At 62.2% G+C, this 21,620-nt stretch carries 22 protein-coding genes and 2 tRNA genes; 20 read left to right on the forward strand and 4 right to left on the reverse strand.

The window, feature by feature from the left end:
- The first annotated feature begins 158 nt into the window (after positions 1 to 158).
- The 17 genes from VNH11_07205 to VNH11_07285 all read left to right on the forward strand — a co-directional run bounded on the left by VNH11_07205 (position 159) and on the right by VNH11_07285 (position 14,570).
- Positions 159 to 1,958: a TIGR03960 family B12-binding radical SAM protein gene (locus VNH11_07205; GenBank protein HVA46145.1), complete on the forward strand. Its 1,800-nt coding sequence runs from the start codon at positions 159 to 161 to the stop codon at positions 1,956 to 1,958.
- Positions 1,959 to 2,470: 512 nt separating this feature from the next.
- The gene (locus tag VNH11_07210; GenBank protein HVA46146.1) at positions 2,471 to 2,902 is read left to right on the forward strand and encodes a hypothetical protein; all 432 of its coding nucleotides are present in this window, start codon (positions 2,471 to 2,473) and stop codon (positions 2,900 to 2,902) included.
- A gap of 1 nt (position 2,903) precedes the next feature.
- Positions 2,904 to 3,320 carry a hypothetical protein gene (locus tag VNH11_07215; GenBank protein HVA46147.1) on the forward strand — a complete coding sequence of 139 codons (417 nt, stop codon included), beginning with the start codon at positions 2,904 to 2,906 and terminating at the stop codon, positions 3,318 to 3,320.
- A 32-nt stretch (positions 3,321 to 3,352) separates the two neighbouring features.
- On the forward strand, positions 3,353 to 4,231 hold the full coding sequence (locus VNH11_07220) for a Cof-type HAD-IIB family hydrolase (protein ID HVA46148.1): 879 nt from the start codon (positions 3,353 to 3,355) through the stop codon (positions 4,229 to 4,231).
- Positions 4,232 to 4,440: 209 nt separating this feature from the next.
- Positions 4,441 to 6,429 carry a trypsin-like peptidase domain-containing protein gene (locus tag VNH11_07225; GenBank protein ID HVA46149.1) on the forward strand — a complete coding sequence of 663 codons (1,989 nt, stop codon included), beginning with the start codon at positions 4,441 to 4,443 and terminating at the stop codon, positions 6,427 to 6,429.
- Positions 6,430 to 6,633: 204 nt separating this feature from the next.
- Complete coding sequence (locus tag VNH11_07230) at positions 6,634 to 6,960, forward strand: hypothetical protein (GenBank protein ID HVA46150.1); 327 nt, start codon at positions 6,634 to 6,636, stop codon at positions 6,958 to 6,960.
- A gap of 8 nt (positions 6,961 to 6,968) precedes the next feature.
- Positions 6,969 to 7,484, forward strand: a complete 516-nt coding sequence (locus VNH11_07235; GenBank protein ID HVA46151.1) for a hypothetical protein — start codon at positions 6,969 to 6,971, stop codon at positions 7,482 to 7,484.
- Positions 7,438 to 7,854 (forward strand): hypothetical protein, encoded by a 417-nt coding sequence (locus VNH11_07240; protein HVA46152.1) that lies wholly within the window; start codon positions 7,438 to 7,440, stop codon positions 7,852 to 7,854. The genes VNH11_07235 and VNH11_07240 overlap by 47 nt, the downstream gene beginning before the upstream one ends.
- Positions 7,855 to 8,071: 217 nt before the next feature.
- Positions 8,072 to 8,335, forward strand: coding sequence for a hypothetical protein (locus VNH11_07245; protein ID HVA46153.1), 264 nt, complete (start codon positions 8,072 to 8,074; stop codon positions 8,333 to 8,335).
- A gap of 120 nt (positions 8,336 to 8,455) precedes the next feature.
- Positions 8,456 to 9,826 (forward strand): hypothetical protein, encoded by a 1,371-nt coding sequence (locus VNH11_07250; GenBank protein ID HVA46154.1) that lies wholly within the window; start codon positions 8,456 to 8,458, stop codon positions 9,824 to 9,826.
- Between the two features lie 346 nt (positions 9,827 to 10,172).
- Positions 10,173 to 10,574, forward strand: a complete 402-nt coding sequence (locus tag VNH11_07255; GenBank protein HVA46155.1) for a hypothetical protein — start codon at positions 10,173 to 10,175, stop codon at positions 10,572 to 10,574.
- A gap of 81 nt (positions 10,575 to 10,655) precedes the next feature.
- A complete protein-coding gene (locus VNH11_07260; protein ID HVA46156.1) occupies positions 10,656 to 11,177 on the forward strand; it encodes a DUF669 domain-containing protein in 522 nt (173 codons plus the stop codon).
- Positions 11,174 to 12,145: a DNA primase gene (locus VNH11_07265; GenBank protein ID HVA46157.1), complete on the forward strand. Its 972-nt coding sequence runs from the start codon at positions 11,174 to 11,176 to the stop codon at positions 12,143 to 12,145. Before VNH11_07260 ends, VNH11_07265 begins: the two co-directional genes overlap by 4 nt.
- Positions 12,142 to 13,080 (forward strand): DnaB-like helicase C-terminal domain-containing protein, encoded by a 939-nt coding sequence (locus tag VNH11_07270; protein HVA46158.1) that lies wholly within the window; start codon positions 12,142 to 12,144, stop codon positions 13,078 to 13,080. The genes VNH11_07265 and VNH11_07270 overlap by 4 nt, the downstream gene beginning before the upstream one ends.
- Before the next feature lie 37 nt (positions 13,081 to 13,117).
- Positions 13,118 to 13,489 carry a transcriptional regulator gene (locus VNH11_07275; GenBank protein HVA46159.1) on the forward strand — a complete coding sequence of 124 codons (372 nt, stop codon included), beginning with the start codon at positions 13,118 to 13,120 and terminating at the stop codon, positions 13,487 to 13,489.
- A 95-nt stretch (positions 13,490 to 13,584) separates the two neighbouring features.
- A complete protein-coding gene (locus tag VNH11_07280) occupies positions 13,585 to 14,061 on the forward strand; it encodes a hypothetical protein (protein ID HVA46160.1) in 477 nt (158 codons plus the stop codon).
- Positions 14,062 to 14,066: 5 nt separating this feature from the next.
- A complete protein-coding gene (locus VNH11_07285) occupies positions 14,067 to 14,570 on the forward strand; it encodes a DUF3820 family protein (GenBank protein ID HVA46161.1) in 504 nt (167 codons plus the stop codon).
- A gap of 6 nt (positions 14,571 to 14,576) precedes the next feature.
- Here the strand turns inward: VNH11_07285 and VNH11_07290 are convergent, their stop codons facing one another.
- The 4 genes from VNH11_07290 to VNH11_07305 all read right to left on the reverse strand — a co-directional run bounded on the left by VNH11_07290 (position 14,577) and on the right by VNH11_07305 (position 16,651).
- Positions 14,577 to 15,374 carry a hypothetical protein gene (locus VNH11_07290; GenBank protein ID HVA46162.1) on the reverse strand — a complete coding sequence of 266 codons (798 nt, stop codon included), beginning with the start codon at positions 15,372 to 15,374 and terminating at the stop codon, positions 14,577 to 14,579.
- Positions 15,375 to 15,716: 342 nt separating this feature from the next.
- The gene (locus VNH11_07295; protein ID HVA46163.1) at positions 15,717 to 16,094 is read right to left on the reverse strand and encodes a hypothetical protein; all 378 of its coding nucleotides are present in this window, start codon (positions 16,092 to 16,094) and stop codon (positions 15,717 to 15,719) included.
- A gap of 403 nt (positions 16,095 to 16,497) precedes the next feature.
- Positions 16,498 to 16,570 (reverse strand) — tRNA-Ala (locus VNH11_07300).
- A 7-nt stretch (positions 16,571 to 16,577) separates the two neighbouring features.
- A tRNA-Ile gene (locus tag VNH11_07305) sits at positions 16,578 to 16,651 on the reverse strand.
- A 220-nt stretch (positions 16,652 to 16,871) separates the two neighbouring features.
- Here VNH11_07305 and VNH11_07310 point away from each other — a divergent pair.
- The 3 genes from VNH11_07310 (at position 16,872) to VNH11_07320 (ending at position 21,400) form a co-directional block, all read left to right on the forward strand.
- On the forward strand, positions 16,872 to 18,794 hold the full coding sequence (locus VNH11_07310; GenBank protein HVA46164.1) for a TlpA disulfide reductase family protein: 1,923 nt from the start codon (positions 16,872 to 16,874) through the stop codon (positions 18,792 to 18,794).
- 625 nt (positions 18,795 to 19,419) lie between these two features.
- Positions 19,420 to 19,686 carry a hypothetical protein gene (locus VNH11_07315; GenBank protein HVA46165.1) on the forward strand — a complete coding sequence of 89 codons (267 nt, stop codon included), beginning with the start codon at positions 19,420 to 19,422 and terminating at the stop codon, positions 19,684 to 19,686.
- A 361-nt stretch (positions 19,687 to 20,047) separates the two neighbouring features.
- Positions 20,048 to 21,400: a BON domain-containing protein gene (locus VNH11_07320; GenBank protein ID HVA46166.1), complete on the forward strand. Its 1,353-nt coding sequence runs from the start codon at positions 20,048 to 20,050 to the stop codon at positions 21,398 to 21,400.
- The last annotated feature ends 220 nt before the right edge of the window (positions 21,401 to 21,620 follow it).

Here is a 21,620-nt window from a genome sequence, read left to right on the forward strand (position 1 = left end):
CCCCCAAGCCTCACCAGGACTTCGGCCGCATGGTTAAACGTGTCAGGATCGGTAAGTCGAACAGTTGGCACAGGAAACCTCTTTCTGGATTGGCTCGCACTACAGCGCACGCCTCGTTTCTGGCATAATTGTAGCGTCGGACCAACCAGGAAGCCAATATGCTTAACCAACGCCTCAAAGATTACGTCGTCAGCCGCCTGCTGCCCAAGGTGCAGATGCCCGCCCAGTATCTGGGCGGCGAGTTGAACATCGTCCGCAAAGACCACCGCCAGATTCAGGGCAAGCTCTGCCTGGCGTTCCCCGACGCCTACACCATCGGCATGAGCCACCACGGCTTGCAGGTGCTCTATTCGCTGATGAATGCCCGTGACGAGTGGGCCTGCGAGCGGGCCTTCACGCCTTGGCCCGACATGGAAGAGCAGCTTCGCAAACACGAGGTGCCGCTGTATAGCCTGGAGACGTTTACGCCGCTGGCCGAGTTCGACGTGCTCGGTTTCACGTTGCAGTACGAGATTTCGTTCGTCAACGTGCTCACGATGCTCGATCTGGCCAAGATCCCTTTGCGCTCGGTCGAGCGGACGATGGACCAGCCGCTGATCATCGCCGGCGGACCGTGCGCCCAGAACCCCGAGCCGCTGGCCCCCTTCGTCGATCTGTTCGTCACGGGCGACGGCGAGCCGAGCTTGCCGGCGATCTGCGATTTGTGGTTGACGCTCAAGCAGGCCCACGTCGATCGTGAGGAAGCCCTGGCCGAACTGGCCCGCACGCTGCCTTACGCCTACGTGCCGCGATTTTATGAGCCGGAGTATGACGACACCGGCCGGCAGATCGCCCTGCGCCGCACGCGCGACGATGTGCCGGCGACGATCGAGCCGTCGGTGATCGACGATCTGGATGCCATCCCGCTGCCCACTTCGCCGATCGTGCCGTTCGTGGAATGCGTTCACGATCGGATCGCGATCGAGATCATGCGCGGCTGCCCGTGGCAGTGCCGGTTTTGCCAAAGCACCGTCATCAAGCGTCCGTTGCGGATCCGTTCGGTGGAGACGATCGTGCGGGCGGCGCTCGAAACCTACCGCAACACCGGGCAATCGGAGATTTCGCTGTTGTCGCTCTCGACCAGCGACTACCCGCACTTCGAAGAACTGGTCAAGCGGATGCAGGAGACGTTTCAGCCATTGGGCGTGAAGATTTGTCTGCCAAGTCTCCGCGTCAACGAGCAGCTTAAGGGCGTGGCCACGCTGATGTCGATGTTCGGCGACTTGTCGGGCCTGACGCTGGCCCCCGAAGTGGCCCGCGACGACATGCGCGAGCAGATTCGCAAGAAGATCACGAACGAAGACCTGTACGCGGGCTGCCGCCAGGCGTTTCATCTCGGTTGGCGGCAGGTGAAGCTCTATTTTCTCTGCGGCCTGCCCGGCGAGCGGCCGGCCGATCTCGACGGCATCGTGGAAATGGCCGAAACGATCTCACGGATCGGCAAGGAAGAGACGGGGCATTTTGTGAAGGTGACGGCCAGCGTGTCGAATTTCGTGCCCAAGGCCCACACGCCGTATCAATGGAACGGCATGCAGACGCGCGACTATTTTCATTGGGCGCACCAGTATCTCAAGCAGAAGCGGCGGCTACGTTCAGTGTGGATCAAGTGCCACGACGTGGAAACGAGCCTGCTGGAAGGCGTGCTCAGCCGCGGCGACCGCCGCGTGGCTGAGGCCTTGGAGCTGGCGTGGCGGCGTGGTGCCCGGCTTGATAGTTGGCGCGAGCATTTCAATGGTGAGCGGTGGTGGCAGGCCATGGGCGACGCCGGGGTCGATGTAGAGTCGGCGCTTCATCGCCCGTTCGCGCTCGACGCCCGGCTTCCCTGGGACCATTTGAACGTGAAGAAAGGCCGCGCGTATTTGGAGAAAGAGCAGAACCGGTCGGTGGTGCAGTTGGCGGCGATGGCGGGAGTGACGTGAAGACCTCTTACAACCACTTAAAAATCGCGCGCGAATGCGACTTGCTATGTCACTGCAGCAGTTCGAACAGCCAACATCTCAGGGTTCACGCAGCAAGCTCTCCTCACCCCGAAAATATGCAGCGGTTCTCTTCGCGAGCGGAATGGTCCTGGCTGGTTTAAATGTCGCCACAATGCTGTCAAATCGACAGTACTATCCGTCGTTGCTATTCGTTACCCCGCCTCTTTTGCTGGTGGGCTTCGCAGGGATTGTCGAGCCGCGGCTCTGTCGGGGCGTGTTTCACCAGCTTGGTGGACCGCCGGCGCCGACATGGGCGCGCTTGGTGGGTTGGACGCTATGGATCGTTGGGCTTGCAATCGGTGGCTACGTCTCGTTTGTCGCACTGGTCTAGCCGCCTTCGAACGTTTCCGCGTTGTAGCAGCGTCCGCAGCAGCCAACAGTGCAGACCCAGCGCGATTGCTGCTTCCACAGTCCTGCGCTACAATTGAAGGCTGATGCCAAGGAGAAAACGCATGGGCGAAGAAATGATCCATAACCGCGGCCGAGGACCGGAAATTCTGGGCACGCGAACTACCGTCTACCAACTACTCCCGTACTTTCTCGACGCCACCGTGACCGAGGAGTATATCGCCACGCTCTACGATCTGAGCATTGAACAGATCGCCGCCGCTCGTGCTTATGTCTTGAACAATGCCGACACGGTCTTAGCGAACCACATGAAGATCGAGGAACGCATCGCCGCTGGCAATCCCCCGGAGGTCATCGAACAGGCGAAACGCACGCGCGAGCGATTCCTTCAATTTAAGGAGTGGCTCGAAAAGCGCAAGGCTGACCGAGAAGCCCTCGAAAACGCAGCGGGGCCGGGTGCCGACAAGCCCGGTGGCGCCGCGTTGCCTAGCTTTCAAGAATGGTTGTCGGCACATCGGTCGCCGGAGCATTCTTGAAGTGCGTGGGTTGCTGGCGGACAACAACGTTCAACGGCACATGCTCCATTTGCGCGACCTGCTGGACGGGATGGGCCTTTTAGGCATCCTTGACACGGTCGGAGTCAAGTTCCTGACGCTCAGCGACGTCGGCTTGCCTTTCGACATTGACGACCGCATGCTTTGGAAGCGATGCCAGGAAGGCCGCTTGGTCTTGTTTACGGATAATCGCAATGCGGAAAACGACGTTTCTCTACAAGCCACGCTGACAGCGATGTGGAAACCTGGCGACCTTCCCATTATTACCCCAACTAGCAAGAGCAAGTTAGAGCAGGACGCCGGCTATCGCGAGCGCGTCGCGGCGGACGTTGCCGAGATCCTCTTCGGACTCGTGGAACGGAAGTACCGTGACCGTGACCGCATCTACGTGCCGCTCTGATTACGGCGGCGAACTCCTGTCGCTTATTCTCCGTGCCAAGCTCACATTCCACCATCCGCCTTCTCGCCATCGACATCGACGGCACGCTCGTCAACAGCCGCGACGAGCTGACGGAAACGACGCGGCAAGCGTTGCACCGCGCATGCGCGGCCGGCCTGAAGATCGTGTTGGCCACGGGCCGACGTTACAGTCGCGCCTTGCCGCTGGTCGGGCCGCTGGCAATCGACGCCCCGCTGGTGACGGCCAGCGGAGCGCTCATCAAGCACCCGCTCGACCACCGCACGCTGTTTCGCGCCACGTTCGAGCGACAGTTGCTGTGCGATCTGCTCACCGTCGTCGAGCGGCGCGGCTTCGAAGCGGTGCTCTACGCCGACTCGTATCACGACGGATTCGACTTCTACTGTGAGCGGCTCGAAGTCGAGCGGGCGGAGCTGGCCGACTACCTGGCGCTCAATCCGGGCTGCCATCGGCTTTGGCCGGCCTTGATGCGCGATCCGCCCGAAGGGGTCTTTGCGGGCTTTTCGACCGGCACGCGCGACGAAATGCTCGAACTGCACGAAGAGCTGCAACGCGAGTTGCCAGGGCTGCTCTATACGCACGTGCTCCGCAGTCCGCGATATATCGGCCACATGTGCGAGATCGCGCCCTTTGGCGTGACCAAATGGTCGGGCATCCAGCATGTGGCGGCCGAGTGGGGCATCTTGCCCGAAGAGATGTGCGCCGTGGGCGACGACGTGAACGACATCCCGATGATCGAAGCGGCCGGCATCGGCATCGCGATGGGTAACGCCCAGCCGGAGGTGAAGGCCGCCGCTGACCTGATCGCGCCCACGCACGACGAAGACGGCCTGGCGGCGGTGGTCGATTTCCTGCTGGATGGCATAGTTCCTTACCGCGGCCGGGGGCGTTAAACTATTTGTCCGGGCACAAACCGGACGCATCGGCGGTGGGGGCCGCGTTACCACTTCACCAAAGTCGAATTGCTGGCCATCCGCTCGCAAGCGGCCCCGCGATAAAACCCGTCAGGCGGAAAACATTTGCCAGTCGCCGGGGTGATTTGGTACGATACCGGGCACTCGTGCTGGAGCAACGATCGCGTCTTTGAATCGGAGTACGGGCGATGGAACAACAATTCGCTTGCCCCCATTGCAGTCAGATCCTGGCGTCGCCGCCCTTCGCGACGACCCAGCAAGTGCAGTGTCCCCATTGCGGCGGTTTGTTCGCGGTGGCGGCCTCGACGGCGGCCGAGCCCACGGCTATCTCGCAATCCGGCGCGGCGGCTTACGGACAAAGGCCGGCGAACGCATCGAACCTCAAGTTTCTGGTTGCCGGGGCGGTGATGCTGGCCACGGCGGCCGTGCCTCTGCTGGGTTATGGCCTGATGCGATTGTTCGCGGCGCCACAGAAGCCGGTGGCCGTCGCTGCCGCTGACGCCGCCCAACCACGCGCGTCGCAGCAACCTGCGGAGGTGGTGCTGACGGGAAGGTTCATCAAGAACGATGCCGCCGCAAGCAATCGACCTGCGTTTGGGGCCCGCGACGAAAACGGCCCGCAATCAAGGCAGGCGTCGTCGGGTCCGGCCCGCACGCCGGTAGCTCCGACCCCACCGACCGCTTTGCCGCCGAGCAAGGGCGCGCCGGTTTCGCGACCCTCGCCCTCCACGGGCAGAACGGCGACGGCTTCGGCCGAAGTTGCCCAGGCCGCCCCAGCCGACACCGCGGCGCTGGTCCAGCGGATCGAACCCTCGGTAATGGTGATCCAAGTCACTCGTGACAAAAGCTCCGGCATCGGCAGCGGCTTTCCTTTGGACAACCAGGGCACGATCGTGACCAACTACCACGTGATCGAAGGCGCCACGTCGGTGACGGTCAAGTACGGCGATAAAACCGCCGACGCTCAGGGCTTTTTGGTGTTTTCGCCCGGCAAAGACATCGCCATCCTGAAGGCCAATTTGGGCGCCGCGCGCGTGGCGCCCCTCAAGCTCGCGGTCGACAAGCCCGTCAAGGGCGAAACGGTGCTCACCTTCGGCGCGCCGCTGGGTTTCGACAGCACGGTGAGCAACGGCATCGTCAGCTCGGTGCGAAAAGGGAGCGATCTGCGCGAGATCTTCAAGCGCACGTTCGGATCCGACGTTTATATCGAGGAGCAGCATTACGATCTGGATGCCGTTTGGGTGCAGACGACGGCGCCCATTTCAGGCGGCAACAGCGGTGGACCGTTGGTGAACTTGCGGGGCGAGGTGGTCGGATTGAACACCTGGCACCTGGTGGCCGGACAGAACATGAACTTTGCCATCTCGGCCGAGCATATCAACGACATGATGAAGTCGGCCCAAAGCGGGGTACACCCCTTCTCGGAGCTGCCCCCGCCGCGCGAGCACGCCGTGGCGGCCGGCAGCGGCAAACGCACCTTGGAATACTGGGAGGAAGTCTCGCGGATCAACCGCGGACTTGCCACTCGGTTGAAAAGCCTCCGGCAGCCGCCGATCCCCAATACGAAGCAGCAACTGATTGCGATGTTCCCCAAATTGGCGGGCATCTACAAAAAGCTCGGCGATTTGTTGCCCGAAACCGCGGGCAAGCTGAAGGGCCTGAAGATCGACGACGTGGATGCAGAGTTGGTGGCTTTGGTTACGGTCGACGCCATCGTGCTGGAGAAGATCGGCGAAGACGCCCGCGACATGTCGGCCGACGCCAAGCGGATGCGCGCCGACAAATTGGCGATTTACGACTATGAAAAGCTGAGCAAGAAATCGTACGGCGAATTCGACAAGCTCGAATTGGGGCAGGCTTACGACGTGATCCGGATCAAGCTTACCCGCCGCTATGGTCTGACGTTTGCCAACATTTTCGAAGCGCCCAAGGGTAAGTCGGCTGCGAAGTCCGGCGACGACGACAAGAGCGACACGGACCAAAAAGCCGAGACGGCCGACGGCGGCGACCCGCAGCGCGAGAAGCAGGCCGCCGGCAAGCTGAGGCTGGCCAAGCAGCTCCAGCAAGCCGGCAAGCACGACGCCGCCAAGCAGCGGTTGCAGCAGATTATGGACGACTATCCCGGCACGAAGGCTGCCGAGGAAGCGCAGACGCTGCTCGAGGAGTTCGGCGAGTAAATGTAAGCTGGGGGCCAGACTGCGGAACGTGTTCATCAGTAAGTTGTCAAAGACACGCGGCGACGCTTGAGCGTCGCGCTGCCCAACACGTCACGAATGGGCGGCGATGGACCGCCGCTCGCGTGCTCCTCTTAGCCAGGCGATCTGTTCTCAGCAGCCGAACGGGCAGTGGAGACGAGCGGGATCGAACCGCCAACCCCCGGCTTGCAAAGCCGGTGCCCCACCGACACAAGTGGTAATCAGCAACAACTTACGGCGAGCACTTCGCCAGCTTGCACCGCTGCTTGCACCAGAAAGCCGGAAATCGCTCACGAAACGACCGGCGAAGGGGACGTCGACCAGGCCACAAACGACGCCGAGCCGACCACAGGCGAAGGGGCTGATACGCTCGCCGTGCTGGCCGCCGCTCTGGTCGGATTGTCGGCCGCCGATCGTGCCAAGCTGGCCGCCATGCTGCTTGCCGGCAACGATTCAACGGGCGACGGCAAGACCTCGACCGGCAAGCGCGGCACCAGGAACAAGAAAGGGTAGGGCGACGAATGGCAGAAAATGGCGAACCAGGACCGGGGGCCGACGATGACGTGGCGCCCGGCGAACCAGGACCGGGGGGCGATGACGCGCTGCCACACGGCGAAGTGGGACCGGGGGGCGATGACGCTCTGGTGCTCGCACTGGCGACCGGGGCGACGCTTGATGAAGCCGCCGCGCGGGCCGGCTGTTCCGCTCGGACGGTAAGCCGCCGGCTCGCCAACGCTCAATTTGCCCGGCGCGTGTCCGTGCTCCGCGGGCAACTGTTTTCTGCCGCGACGGGCCGGCTGGTGAACAACGCCGCTCTGGCCGCCGACAAGCTCGTGGCGTTGCTCGACTGCCCACAAGACCACGTGGCCTACGCCGCCGCCCGGACGATTCTTGAACTCGGCACGAAGCTACGCGAAGCCGGCGAACTGGAACAACGCATCGCCGCCCTTGAAGGCGGGGCACCAGAACAAGACGAAGGGGAAACCGACGATGAGCATAAAGAGCCGGCTGACGAAGCTGGAAAAGACGCGGCGTGAGAACGACGCCTATGCTGATGACCCCAACCGTCCGCCCGACTTCGCCGAATTGTGCGGCTATCCGCGTGGCACGTGTCTATCAACGATCTTTCAGCTTGAAGACGAGCGAATGGCAAGGGAAATCGCCGCCGGCACGTACAAACCGCCAGAGCCGCCCGACCCGGATTACATGCCCGAAAACGTCATCGACGTGGAAAGTGAACTGCTGAAAATCCAAGGCAACCGCGACGGCTGGCGAGCGCGGCAACTTTTTTTGAAACGCGACTTGGCGGAAATGATTCGCCGAGAATGGCCGGACATTGACGCCGAGCCGGCCGCCACCAGTAGCGTGGCGAGCAAAGCGCACCACGATGAACACTGTGCAGAATGAACGCTCGAATTCAAAGCCGGCTCGCAAAACTCGAAAGGCATCGTGGCGACCAGGGCAGGCCCGACCGATCTTTGACCTTCACCGAAGCGTTTGGTTTGCCGCTCTGTAGGTTGCTCGAAATCTCCGATCGAATTCCGGCATCGCCGCCACCGACCGGGCCGCCGCCCAACTTGTGCGACGTCGACGCCTACCTTGCTCAACTCGAAAGGGATGGGGAATGACCGCTCGCACACTGAGGGGCCGGCTCGACCGATTGGAAGCAAGGCGAGAGAACGATCACACGCCGCCAGATCCGTTCGCGTTTTTCTTGGGACTCGACCGCCCGGTAACGCTGGCCGAATTGCTCGACGCCGCCAGCGGCACCGTGGCGCCGCCGCACGACCCTACCGAACCATTGCCCAACGTCATTGACCTTGCCGCCGAGCTGGCGAAGCTCGACGCCGAAGCCGGCTACACGCGCAAAGAATCGCCGTTAGAATGACGGCACCAGGCGACCGTGCGTGAGTAGCTACACCGCGGTCAAAGATCACTTCCGGCTCGACGCCTTCTGCCTTTCGTTTCGGTGTCGGGCCGGGAGTGGCCCGCTTAACGAAAGGCATCTATGGCAGACGATCATTGGCAAGGCGACCGCGACGCGCCAAAGCTCGACACACTGGCCGCCGTGAAGGTTTGGTTGGACCATGCCGTTGCGTGGGTGCGCTCGTTAAAAGGGACTCGCAGCGAAACGGCTGCAATGCCGCTCGCCGCGCGTACCATTCGCAACTTCTATCGCGCTCTCGACCGCTTAGGCGTTTGTGACCGTCCACCGTGGCCAAGCGACCCGGCCGACGTTGAACAAGCCGAAGCCGCTCTAAGCGACTTGCTCGTATGGGTGCGCCGACATTTGCCCAAACCCAGCCCCTACAGCGGTTGCACGCTGTTTGCCGGCGAAGGTATTCGCACCTTGGGAAATCTGCGCACTGCCCTGTTATCTGAACAGCAAAGATCGCTGCCGGCTGACATGTTTCAACAATGCTCTGGCGACCAGGAACGTGCATTACAAGCGTTGAAAGCTCACCAGGAACTTACGGGCGACTTTCGCTCGTTTCCTATCGTGCAACGGGCCGACGCAATTTGTCGGCAGCGCTACGGCCAACAGTTGACGCAAGAATCATTGGACCGCATTCGTTTGGAATACCATGAAAAGACCGGTGAGCCGTTCGGCGCCGTCAACAACGAGCGGTTGAGAGACGTCCTCGACCTGGTGGAACAGATACCGCTTCGCACCTATCCGGTATGCTTTGCTGGGCTACCCGAACTACAACCGCCGTCCGAAACGGACAAAGGACCGCCGGCGACCTCAGTGCCAGCAACCAGCCAAGCGACCGACCAGGAACCGACGGCGACGGGGGCCGGCGAACAAGGCGAAGGGACCGGCGAGCAATTCATCTTCGCACGGGACGGGGACGGGTATTTCGTGAAGGGCTTTGGCGAATCGGGGCACGTCAAGGGCATGGTCGGGTTCAACCATGTCGCCAAGCTGATAGCGCAGCCTGGCACGCCGATCTTGATGACGGAGCTACTGGGCGCCGGCGATGCCGCGGCCGATCAACGTAGCCGTCAACCGGCGATGGACGCCCAAGCTAAACGGCAAGCAAATGAACGGCTGCAAGAGCTAGAACGGGAAATCGACGATGCCAAAGCCTGTAATGACGCTGCACGGCAAGAGCGGGCGATGGAAGAAAAAGAGCGGTATGTCGAGCAACTGAAAGCCGCTGCGGGGGTGCTAGGCAAAGATCGTGACATAAACAGCCAAGTGGACAAACACCGGCCGCGTATTCTAGGCGCCGTCAAGCGTGCTTGTGACGCACTTCGCAAATCGACGCCGCCAATGATCGAACTGGCCAACCATTTCCAGGCCGGCATTTCCACTGAAGGCGACACCGTCGTTTATCGTGCAGGGGCTTCATTAAGCTGGCGTGACCGCCAGTAACGAAAATAGTAACGCGCCGCGTTACTCAGTAACGCGATTCGTTACGCCATAGTCTTCAAAGAGCGGTAGGTCACAGTGACCGCCGCCAACTGACACCACTTGGAGACTATGGTATGAAATCGGCAACGATTGCACGGGATGCTACGCCCGTGGCCATGCTTGACGTGACGCAAGTAGCGGCACTGCTTGGCTGTAGCCCGCGACACGTCTACCGCCTTTCTGACGCTGGGCGAATGCCGCGCCCCGTTCGCTTGGGTTCGTTAGTTCGCTGGTCGAAAACTTCTCTCGACCAGTGGATTGCCCAAGGCTGCCCGAATTGCCGCACTGCCGGCAAGGGGGCAGGCCAATGAACGACAATTTCGATGTAACGGAAGGCGCACGCCGCAAAGACGACGAGCTACAACGGCTCGCCAAACTCCGCGCGTTGCATGTTAACCGTGGCAGACGCGCACTACTGACGGCGCTGCTGGCGCACGGGACCGGGACGGCTGATGACGTGCGGGCCGCGCTCGACTTACCTGCCGCCGTCAACCCGGTTTGCCTTGGGGCAGTGGCGCCGCCGCTGGCCAAGGCCGGAATTATCACGCTGGCGGGCTTCGCTCAAACGCGCCGCCCGAAAGCGCACGCCCGCCCGCTATCAGTCTGGGCACTGAGCGACCGGGCCGCGGCGGAGCAATGGCTGGCCGATCACCCCGACCAGTCTGATGATGATGACCAGGGCGCCGTACAAACGACGCTCTGGGTCTGACGACGTGCCGAGCGCGACGGGTGACGCCGCCGCGCTCGACTTCTCCTTTTCTCGACAACCCTTTTCCTCGAAAGGCAAAACATGCCAAGAAAATCTCTGTCAGACATTCTACAAGGCGATGCACGGGCACGCCTACAGCAAGCATGGGATTCGGCCAAACCTGCCGACGAATTCACGCCGTTACCCAAGGGCGAATACGTGTCCATGCTGGAATCGACCGAATCGTTTCAGGCCAAGACGGGAACCGCGGGATTTAAACTGACGTTCCGTATCACCGAAGGCGAGTATGCCGGCCGACGATGCTGGTACGATGTTTGGCTGACGGAAGCCGCGGCGAGCATGGCGAAAACCGATCTCGGCAAACTCGGCATTCATCGCGTCGAACAACTTGACCAGCCAACGCCGCAAGGCATCGTATGCCGCATCAAGGTTGTCGTGCGCGAAAGCGATGACGGCGACCAGTACAACCGCGTGAAGTGGTTCGACGTGGACCATATCGAGCCGCCGGCGCCCGACCCGTTTGCGCCGAGCTCCGCCGGCGAGCACCGGGCCGACGCCGAGCACCAGGACGGCGACGAAAGCGAAGGGGGCAATCCGCAATGACGACGCTTCCCTACGGCTTTCGCGTCGTGGGGAGCACGTGGGAAGTGCGGCGGCTGGTCGATGCCGCCACCGCACTTTCCGCGCATTGCTCTTGCGACCCCAAGGCCGAACTACACCGCGAATGCTACTTGTCGGCGTTTCAGTACGGCGATGATTTTCGTCGGCACTTGGAAGTGACCGGCTCGACGGCGGAGTTTACCGGCGAATGCTGGGCACCGTGGCTGTGGTTCGACGTTGATCGTGCCGACTTGACGGTTGCCTTGACCGACGCCCGCCGGCTCGCCGTGACGATCGACGAGCGCTATCGCTTGGGCGACGGCGACTTGCTCGCCTTCTATTCGGGCAGCAAGGGGTTTCATATCGGGCTGCCGACTTCGCTCTGGTTGCCGAAGCCGGCCGCGACGTTCCATAAGATCGCACGGCGGTTTGCCGAACGGCTCGCCGAGCTGGCCGGCGTGACGATCGACACCGGCGTGTACGACAAGGTGCGTTTGTTCCGCGCACCAAACTCTCGCCACCCCAAGACGGGTTTTCATAAGCGCCGGCTTTCGCTCGACGAACTGCTTGGGCTTTCGCTCGACGGCATTCAGGCGTTGGCCGCCGAGCCGTCGCCGTTCGATCTGCCAGAGCCGGCCGCGACGAACGACCAGGCCGCTGCGGATTGGCTCGACGCCCAAGACCATGTAACGACGCAAGGCGAAGTGAACGCGGCAAGGCGAGCCGAACGAAATGGCTCGCCGACATTGAATCGCTCGACGCTCGAAATCATTTGCGACGGCGATGCGCTCGCCACCGGCGACCGACACCGAATGCTGTTCAGTGCAGCCGCAAACCTTGGCGAGTTTGGTTGCCCCGACGAACTGGCGCTGGCCTTGTTGCTCGACGCGGGGCTTGATTCGGGGCTGCCGCCGAAAGACGTGCGGCGGCAAATCGAATGCGGGTTGACGCACGGAAGGGGGACGCGATGACCGCGACGTTCCAAACCGCCGGTGACGTGTTCGACGGCTGGCGCGATGACGTGCTCACCGGCTCGCCGCCCGTGCTCTATCCGATCGGCGCCGGCGACCTGGCACGCATTGAAACCGGGCCGGGGCTGGTGACGTTGATAGGCGGGGCACCGGGAGCGGGCAAGAGCGCATTCGTTATGCAGGCCGTGACCGACGCCTTGCGGTTGACGCCTTCGCTTCGCGCTCTGGTTTGCTCTATCGAAATGCCGCCGCGTGTTTTGCTCGACCGCCAGCTTGCACGGCTAAGCGGCATCGACCTTACCGCAATTCGCTACCGACGCTTTGACGCTTCGCACGCCGATCGGCTCGACCAGGCGATGCACACGTTGGAAGCCGTAGGCGAGCGGTTGGCATTTGTACGGCCGCCGTTCGACTTGGAAAACGTGGCCGCCAGTGCCGACGCATTCCATGCCGACTTGATCGTGCTCGACTACATCCAACGCATCCCGCCGCCGGGAACGCACGGCGACCGCCGCGGGTCCGTTGACGCCAGCATGAATTACTTGCGGCAGTTTGCCGACGCGGGGGTGGCCGTTATCGTCGTGGCCGCCGTGGCACGGGCAAAAGACCATCAAGGCCGTTCGTCCTACGATGGCGACGGGTTGAACCTGGCATCGTTCCGCGAATCGAGCGAATTGGAATTCGGGGCGGACGATGCTTTCATTCTGGCGCCCGACGGCAAGCACGATGACCAGGTTGTGCTCCGCCACTTGAAGGCACGCCACACGGAACCGAAAGACGTGGTGCTGCGGTTCGACCGCTCGCACCAGTCTTTTACGCCCGTGACCGCCGGCGAAGTCTGGACGCCCGAAAAAGGCCGGCTGCAAACGGCGTTGGCTTCGCTCTGGAATCGCACCGACGCGGCCGACGATGACCAGGGGGGCGACGATGAATGAGCCGCGAATACTACCCGGTTGCTCGACGCTGCCACCAATGAAGCCGGCGACCAACGGCAAGGCCGGCTCGATGACCGGCGACCAGAATGGCAGGGACAAGAAAACAGCGAAGCGAAAGACGGGCGACCGCTTCGCCATTCTCAATGCCTTCATCGACTTCACGATGGGCGACCTCGATCGTGCTGAAATGGCTGTTTGGTTCGCCTTGTACCGCGACACCAAACCGGACGGGCTGGCCCGAACGTCGCAAGCCGATCTTGCTCGCCGAGCCGGCACGACCGACCGCACGGTACGGCGAGCTATCGCCAGTTTGGAGCGACGGCGTTTGCTGAAAATCGTACATCGGGGCGGTTTGCAAAAAGGGGCATCGACCTACCGGATTTTGCCATTGATGAAGCCGCCGCAATAGGACACCCATGTCCGGTTGTAATAGGACATTTGGCGTCATTTACTGCGGACACCCATGTCCTATATCCCATAAGGGACCATAAGAGCGTCCCCTTAATGGTCGCTACGCGACCGGGGCCGCTGAAACAGAAAATCAACGCGCCGCCGACGCTGGTGTCCGCCGGCTGGTGCTTTTATGACCGACACCACGAAAGGGTTTGCATGACTGAGAAGAAAACCTTGATCGAACAAGCCGAAGCGTTGTGGGCCAAGTGGTATGGCAACGGGGAGGAAGCAGAATGGACGTGGCAGGCCCGCATTCAAGACATTCTTGAGCGGAATGTCATCGACGCCGAGCATATTCGCGTGCTGCTCACCGCTGCCGTCGAAACCGCGAATGCGGACCCCGACACCAAAGAGCATTGGATGGTCGACGAGGATTACGCTTCGGACTGTATGGATGCGCTCGCCAGTGCGGAATGGAAGGCGTTCACGGACAAGCACCCGTCCCTGATGTTCGATCTTTTTCTGCTTGCATCGCTGGCGGACAAAGCCGTAATCGCTGGGCAGTGCGCCGGCGCGGCCGGGGAGTAATCAACATGCCCACCGACGCCGCCTTGCTGGCCCAACTGCAAACGCTCTGGCAGGCCGCTACGCCGCCGATCGTGCCGCCGGCCGTCTGTAGCGACCGACCGCCGGCAAATCCGCCACACGTGCCGCATTTGCCGCCCGTAGACGAGCAAGACGAAGTGCTCGACGTGGGCGACCAGGCCGCCCGCGTTTGCTTGTGGCCGGACGAACCGACCGCCGCCGATCTAGGGCCGTTCGCCATGCTCGACGATACCGACCGCGATTATTTGCTAGGCCGGCATCGCTACCCGGAACCGTGCGGATTCTGTGAGGGCCGTTATCGCCACAACCCGCAATGCGTGGCCTTGTGCCCTGAGTGGCAGATTGCCATGCCCTTTGGCAAGCATAAGGGTAAGCCGGTTGCCAGTCTCGACCACGATTATCTGGCATGGCTGCTGAAATGCGGGATGGAACTGAACGCCGAGCTACGCCGCGAAATCGAGCGGGTTTTGGACATCCCGAATGACACTTGACAATAATCACGCAACGCCGATAATAGCATCATGGCGAAACAACGCACCGGAGCAATAACCGACGCCGAGCCGATCACAACGGCCGTGCGGCGGGCGATTCAGGAAAGCGGCATGACCCGCTACCGCATTCACAAGGCGACCGGCATTGACCAGGCCGCCTTGACGCGGTTCATGCACGGAACGACCGGGCTGTCTACGGCAACGCTCGACAAACTGGCGCCAGTCTTGGGGCTGCAATTGATCGTGAAACCGCAATCCCAGCGAAAAGCGAAGTGACCTATGGGCACCGTTTACCGCAAGACATTTACTAAACCGCTGCCGGCTGGCGCAGAAATCATCGTGCGCAAAGGCGAGCGGTTGGCACGTTGGAAGGATAGCAAAGGCAAGGCCCGCATGGCGCCGGTTGCCGGCGACAAGGCCGCCGAGCCGAGCCGTATCAGTGTGACCGCCGGCACCTACACGGCGAAGTACCGCGACGGCAACGGGCTTGTGGTGGAGGTCTCGACCGGCTGCCGCGACCAGGACGCCGCCCGCAAAGTGCTGGGCGAATTGGAGAGGCGGGCCGAACTGGTCAAGGCCGGCGTTGTGACCGCCGCCGAAAACGCCGTGGCCGATCACCAGGCAACGCCGCTGGTCAAGCACTTTGACGCCTATGTCGGCTACCTGGTGGTGCAAGGTGTCAGCAAGCGGCATCCCCAAGACGTGCGACGCCAGCTTGATCGACTTGCCGGCGAATGCTTGTTTGCCAAGCTGGCCGATCTTGGCCGCGACGCGCTGGAAAGGTGGCTCGTTGCGCAGGCTCAAGCCGGCATGGGCGCCCGAACGCGAAACACGTACCGGGCTGCCGCCGTGGCTTTCGGCAACTGGTGCGTCGATTCCCGCCGGCTTGTGGCAAACCCGTTTGCCGGCGTACCGACCGCCGATGAAAAGGCCGACTGCCGGCGCAAGCGACGATCGCTAACAGAAGCCGAGTTAGTGCGTTTGCTCGACGTGGCCCGCCGGCGACCGCTCGTTGATGCGATGATGATTCACCGCGGGAAGCGTAAGGGCCAGCTTGCCGCCAGAATCAGCGACGGCGCCCGCCAACGGCTCGAGTGGCTTGGCCGGGAACGGGCCCTGATCTACAAGACGCTGGTGCTCACCGGGCTACGCCGCGGCGAACTGGCCAGCTTGACGATCGGCCAGCTTGACCTCGACGGGCCGTTGCCGTCGATCGTGCTCGACGCGGCCGACGAGAAGAACCGGGCCGGCTCGACGTTGCCCCTCAGAAGCGACCTTGCCGCCGACTTGGCCTTGTGGGTCAAGGAACTGGAACAACGCCATAGCGGCGATTCTGGCGCTTCTGATGGGCCGTTGTGTCTGCCGATGACTGGCGTACCGCGTTGCGGCAAGCTGCCGGCCGACACCATGCTGTTCACCGTGCCGGAAAAGCTGGTCAAGATTCTCGACCGCGACTTGCGAATGGCCGGCATTGCCAAGCGCGATGAGCGTGGCAGAACCGTAGACGTTCACGCCATGCGGCATACGTTCGGCACGTTGCTGTCAAAGGGCGGGGTTGCCCCTCGCACGGCGCAGGCCGCGATGCGTCATTCGACGATCGGCTTGACCATGAACACCTACACCGACCCGAAGTTGCTCGACATGGCCGGCGCGCTCGACGCTCTGCCGGCATTGCCCCTCGACGGAATGCCCGCCGATCGGCAAGAGCAACGGGCGACGGGGACCGATGACCTTCGTGTTTCGGGCTTGCACCCGCTTGCACCGCTGCTTGCACCAAAATCTGGCCAACGTGGTGCAAGCGGGGCATTCGCTGTCAAAATGGCAGCCGATGACGGCGACGACGCCGGGCCGGCGACTGACGCCGTAAACCCTTGGAATGTCAACGGAAACAACCCGCTGACATTTGCTGTCAACGGGTTGATGAAAGTGGAGACGAGCGGGATCGAACCGCCAACCCCCGGCTTGCAAAGCCGGTGCTCTCCCAATTGAGCTACGTCCCCGCGGAAGTGGGCGCACCAAGATTCGAACTTGGGACCTCAGCCTTATCAGGGCTGCGCTCTAACCAACTGAGCTATGCGCCCGATCCACATAACCAATCCGCACCAAACCAATCCGTCCCTTCAAGCGTAAACAACGCATTCTAGGGAGACAACCGGGCATGTCAAAGGGTTCAGGTCGAGGATTCAAGACCGCCCGTTGGGAAAAACCGTGCAACTCAATTCATGTTACCCCGCTCGCCCGGCCGAAAAAGACGGACGTTGCTCGTCAACCGCCCACTCAGTCAGGAAAGGAACTGCTTCCATGCGATTTGTGGACCACGGCGTTCGATGCGGTGGCAGCTTGGCACTCATGCTGGCGATTTCAAGCGGCCCGGCACTCGCCGCCAGCACGCCCAGCGCCGAACAGGCCCTGAAGCTGACGCCCGTGCAGGCCGACGTCGATTTTGAGCGACCGAAAGAGTCGGAAGCGGCGAAATGCACAATTAAGGCGGAAGCGATCGACGGCAAGACGGGTTGGGTGGTGCGCGGGTCGAACGGACAAGTGTTGCGGCAGTTCATCGACTCGAACAACGACAACGTCGTCGATCTCTGGTGCTACTACGCCGACGGCATCGAGGTTTACCGCGATATCGACTCGAATTTCAACGGCAAGGCCGACCAATACCGCTGGCTGAACACCGCCGGCACACGTTGGGGACTCGACGACAACGAAGACGGCAAAATCGACGTTTGGAAGCGAATTTCGGCCGAAGAAGCGAGCGCCGAAGCGGTGGCCGCCCTGGCCGCGCACGACCTCCGCCGGTTCGAATGTTTGCTGCCGACGGTGAGCGAAATCAAGTCGCTTGGCTTGGGATCCGAGCGGCAAAAGTCGCTGAGCGAAAAGGTGGAGCAGGCGGCCGCGGCGTTCAAGTCGAACGCCCGAAAGCAGAAATCGCTCTCGGCCAAGTCGAGTTGGGTGCAGTTTGGCGGCACGCGGCCGGCGCTGGTTCCGGCCGGCACCGAGGGCGCCGCCAGCGACACCCTGGTCTACGAAAACGTGATTTCGATGGTCGAAACCGATGGCAAGCCGGTGCAAGTCGTGATCGGCACGTTGGTTCAAGTCGGCGACAACTGGCGATTGATCGACAGCCCGTCGCTCTTGGACAGCAAGGGCGAGCTGGCCGGAACTTCGCCGTTTTTCCAGCCGTATGCGCGAACTCGCGTCAGCGGCGGCGTGGGCGGCGACGAAAAAACTCAGGATCTGCTGCAGAAACTGGAACAACTCGATGCCGAAGCCGCCCGTGCGTCCACGCCCCAGGCCCAGGCGGCGAATGCGTCGGAGCGGTGCGATCTGCTGGAAAAGATCGCCGAAGCCGCTGCCAGCCCCGAAGACCGCGCCCAGTGGCTACGCAGCCTGGCCGAGACGATCAGCGCCGCGGTGCAATCGGGAGCCATGCCCGACGGCATCGAGCGGTTGCAATCGCTGCACGACAAGCTCACTCAACAGGGCGACACCGAGCTGGCCGCGTATGCCCAGTTCCGTTATTTGACCGCGATTTACAACCGCGATCTGCAGGCTGAGGGGGCCGACTTCACAAAAATCCAAAAGCGTTGGCTGAACAACCTGCGAAAGTACGTCGCCGAATATCCGCGCAGCCCCGACGCGGCCGAGGCGATGCTGCAACTCGGCACGGCTGAAGAGTTTGCGGGCGAAGAAGAGGAAGCGAAGAAGTGGTACGGGCAGATCGTCGACCACTTTCCCAAGGCGAACTCGGCTGCCAAAGCCGCCGGCGCCGTCGCTCGAATCGACTCGGTGGGCAAAACTCTGAAGCTGCACGGGTCGGGCATCACCGGCAAGACGGTTGACCTCGGTCAGTTCCGCAAGAAGGTCGTGCTCATTCAGTATTGGGCCACGTGGTGCGAGCCGTGCAAGGCCGACCTGGAGCAGATCAAGGACGCGGTGGCCAAATATGGCAAAGACGGATTCACCGTCATCAGCATCAGCCTCGACAACAAGAAGGAAGACGTAGCGGCTTTTCTGAAGAGGCATTCGCTGCCGTGGACGCACATCTACGAGCCGGGGGGGCTCGACAGCCGCCTGGCCAACGAATTGGGCGTGCTGACGTTGCCGACCATGCTGTTGATCGACCAGGACGGCAAGGTGGTCAACCGGGGCATCAACGCCGCCGAGATCGACCGCGAGGTACGAGCGCTCTTGCAGCAGACGGCCGACAAACGGAAGTAGTCCTTGGTCCGCGGTTGGTGGCAGCAGACGGCGGATGGGGTCGACTGAAGCGACGCGCTGATTGAATAACTGGGGGGTGATGGACGCGGCCCGGCACGGAGCATCGGCTCCTTGCCGGGCTTTTTGATTGGTCCGCAGTCCGTGGTCCGTAGTCCGTCAGACCAGTGGCGATGGCTGGCCCCGCCTTACGGCGGCGATTGCGACGGGCGGATCATTGTAAAACTTTCAATCCGCGGCGGCTATACGTCAGGCGGTGTTCGTTGAGATAAATAGCGGTGGCTGGGGCGGAGCCCGGCCACCTGGAAGCTGGCACTTCGTTCATCTCGGCGGCCAGGCGATGCCCCGGTTGGACGCACCGGGGCATCGCTTGGCCGCCACGGTATTGAGGGGCGCTAGCCGCTATCTAGCCAAGCTCTGCCCCAGCCACCGCTTTTCGTGCGACAAAATGTCTCACTGCCGACCGCGCGAACGATAACAGATACCGCCGCCACAGACAACGGGCCACGAATAACTCGCGTTGGCACGAGAGTCGCTGATCGGTTATTTTGCTGCGACCCAACAGGACGTTGGACGGTCGCGCCCGACCGTAAATTGGCCCAGAATGGATTCTTTGGAGCGGCCCGCAATGCCCAGCCTCGACCCCGTCGTCACGTTTTGGTGTTTGGCAACCGTGCAGATATTGGCTTTGGCCAGTGCCTGCCTGGCTCGCATGGCGGAGGGTTCACTCCGCGAAGCACGCTTTCAGTGGTTTTGCCTGGGTTGCCTGTCGCTGGCGGGCCTGGCGACCATGGCCTCGCTGGTCGTGGGCCCGACGCCGTGTGTATTTAGCGGGGCGGTGCTGGCGGTGACGATTCTAACGGCCACCTGGGACGTGGGTGCGGCCGTCCTATAACGGTTTTCCGCGCCACGACGCGGCGTGCGCAAATTGCGAACTACCGGAGACTTGCGGATTGTCGCAACATCGCCGAGCTTCGCCAAGATTCCTAAAACCGAAAAAAAGCTTCCCCTCGGAACGCACGACAACCGAAATCTATAGTCAGGCACGACGTATCGGGCACCAAAGTTGCGCGGGGGGGAAACCAACGCAACGAACGTGGACCAAGGCCCACACCTGCGCTCCACCCATCCCCTCCCGCTTCGGCTCGAAGCGAAGCGCGCCCACGTTTCGGTAAACAAGGCAGTGGCCTAATTCCATAGGAGGGAGGGGAAGCATGCGCCGCCTAATATTGGCATGGACGGTTCCCGCAATCGTCATGCTGTGGCCCATCTGCGCGTCCGCAGAGAGCCCAACCAACGACAAGGTAGCCCACCAAATTCATGACCGGCTCAAAGCCAGTGGGCAGATGTCCGGCTCGAGTTTTGTCATTAAGTTCCAGGACGGCACGGCCTGGCTGGAAGGGCGCGTCAGCAGCGAGGGGCAGAAACTGCTCGCCCTGAAGCTGACGGGCGAAGTGCCCGATGTCACCGACGTAGTCGATCATCTTCAGATCGACGAGCCCGCGAAGTCGGCGAACCCGGTGATGCGGCTGTTGCAAAAGCCGTTCGCGAAAGCGACGGCCAAACCCGTTGCCTCCGCACCGGCCGCCACTGAGAAGAAACGGACGATTAGTTCGTGGTTCAGCGGCCCGTCGGTGCATGCCGCGAAGGTTCCTCCACCGGAACTCGAGGATCTCGGCTCGGATTCCGGTGAAGAGCTTGCCCAGGACGGCGGCGAGAGCGAGGCCGAGGATGTTGGCCCGGTTTATCCCGAATCGCTGACGGCGGCCAAGGAAACCGAGTCGAATCCGCTGGTACGTCAGGCCGCCAACTTGCGGGCTATCTTCCACAAGACGCCCAAAGCGCCCCAGCGTTCGCCGGCAAACAAGGCGGTCGCGGCCAACGAGGTCAACCAGACGTCGGAGGCCGAAGAGGCAAACCAGTCTGAACCGCGACCGATGCCCCAAGCGATGCGGAAGTGTACCACCTGCACGCCCGCCGCAGCGCATCGGACAACGGCCCCAACCAGGGTCGTCAGCAACAAGAAGAGGTATCGTTCGCCGGTGCCGGTTTATCAGGCGGCTTCGCAAGCCCAGCCCACAGCGGCGGGCCGAGTGCGAATGGTGCCGATGATGGAAATGCCCGATGGCCGACTGGTGCCCGTCAATGAGGAGGACCGGCCAGCGATGAGCCAGCCGGTTCGCCAGGCGGTGGCGGTGAGCCGCGGCAAGACGGCCAAGCGGACCCGTCAGACGGTGGCACGCAAACAGGATGTCATCGACGGGGGGTTGGAAGCTCCACCGCTACCGCCGTTCGGCGCCGCTCCCGTGGCGGGCCCGGCGGGCGGCGGTCCCTTGCCAGCCTACGTGCCCGGCGTTGCCGTCGGCACCGCGCCGGCCTACTACGATCAGCCGCACATGCCGAACTACGCCTGGCCCAGCTACGCGGCTCATCCCAACTATGCCGGGCTTACCTATCCTCGGCAGTATTCGCCGACGGCTTGGCCCTACATCGGGCCTTTCTATCCCTATCCGCAAGTGCCGCTGGGGTGGCGCAAGGTGACCTTGGAGTGGGACGACGGCTGGTGGTTCCTCGATTTCGATGACTGCAACCGCTCGTACTCTTACTAAACTGCGTCATTCGACTGCGATTTGCCCAAACCGCCCTCGCTGGATTCCCTCCCAGCGAGGGCGGCGGCGCAAAAATCCGAAAAACCCGCAAGTTCGACGCGGTTTATCACGATAACTACGGCTAGTTCTGGCGGACCATCGCCAGACAGCGGCAACTCCGCGCCGACCGCGCGCGGGCCGCGCCCACAGACCACTCGCAGCCTACGTGTCGTGAACGCGA

It is taken from the genome of Pirellulales bacterium (assembly GCA_035533075.1).
Lineage (GTDB): Bacteria > Planctomycetota > Planctomycetia > Pirellulales > JAICIG01 > DASSFG01.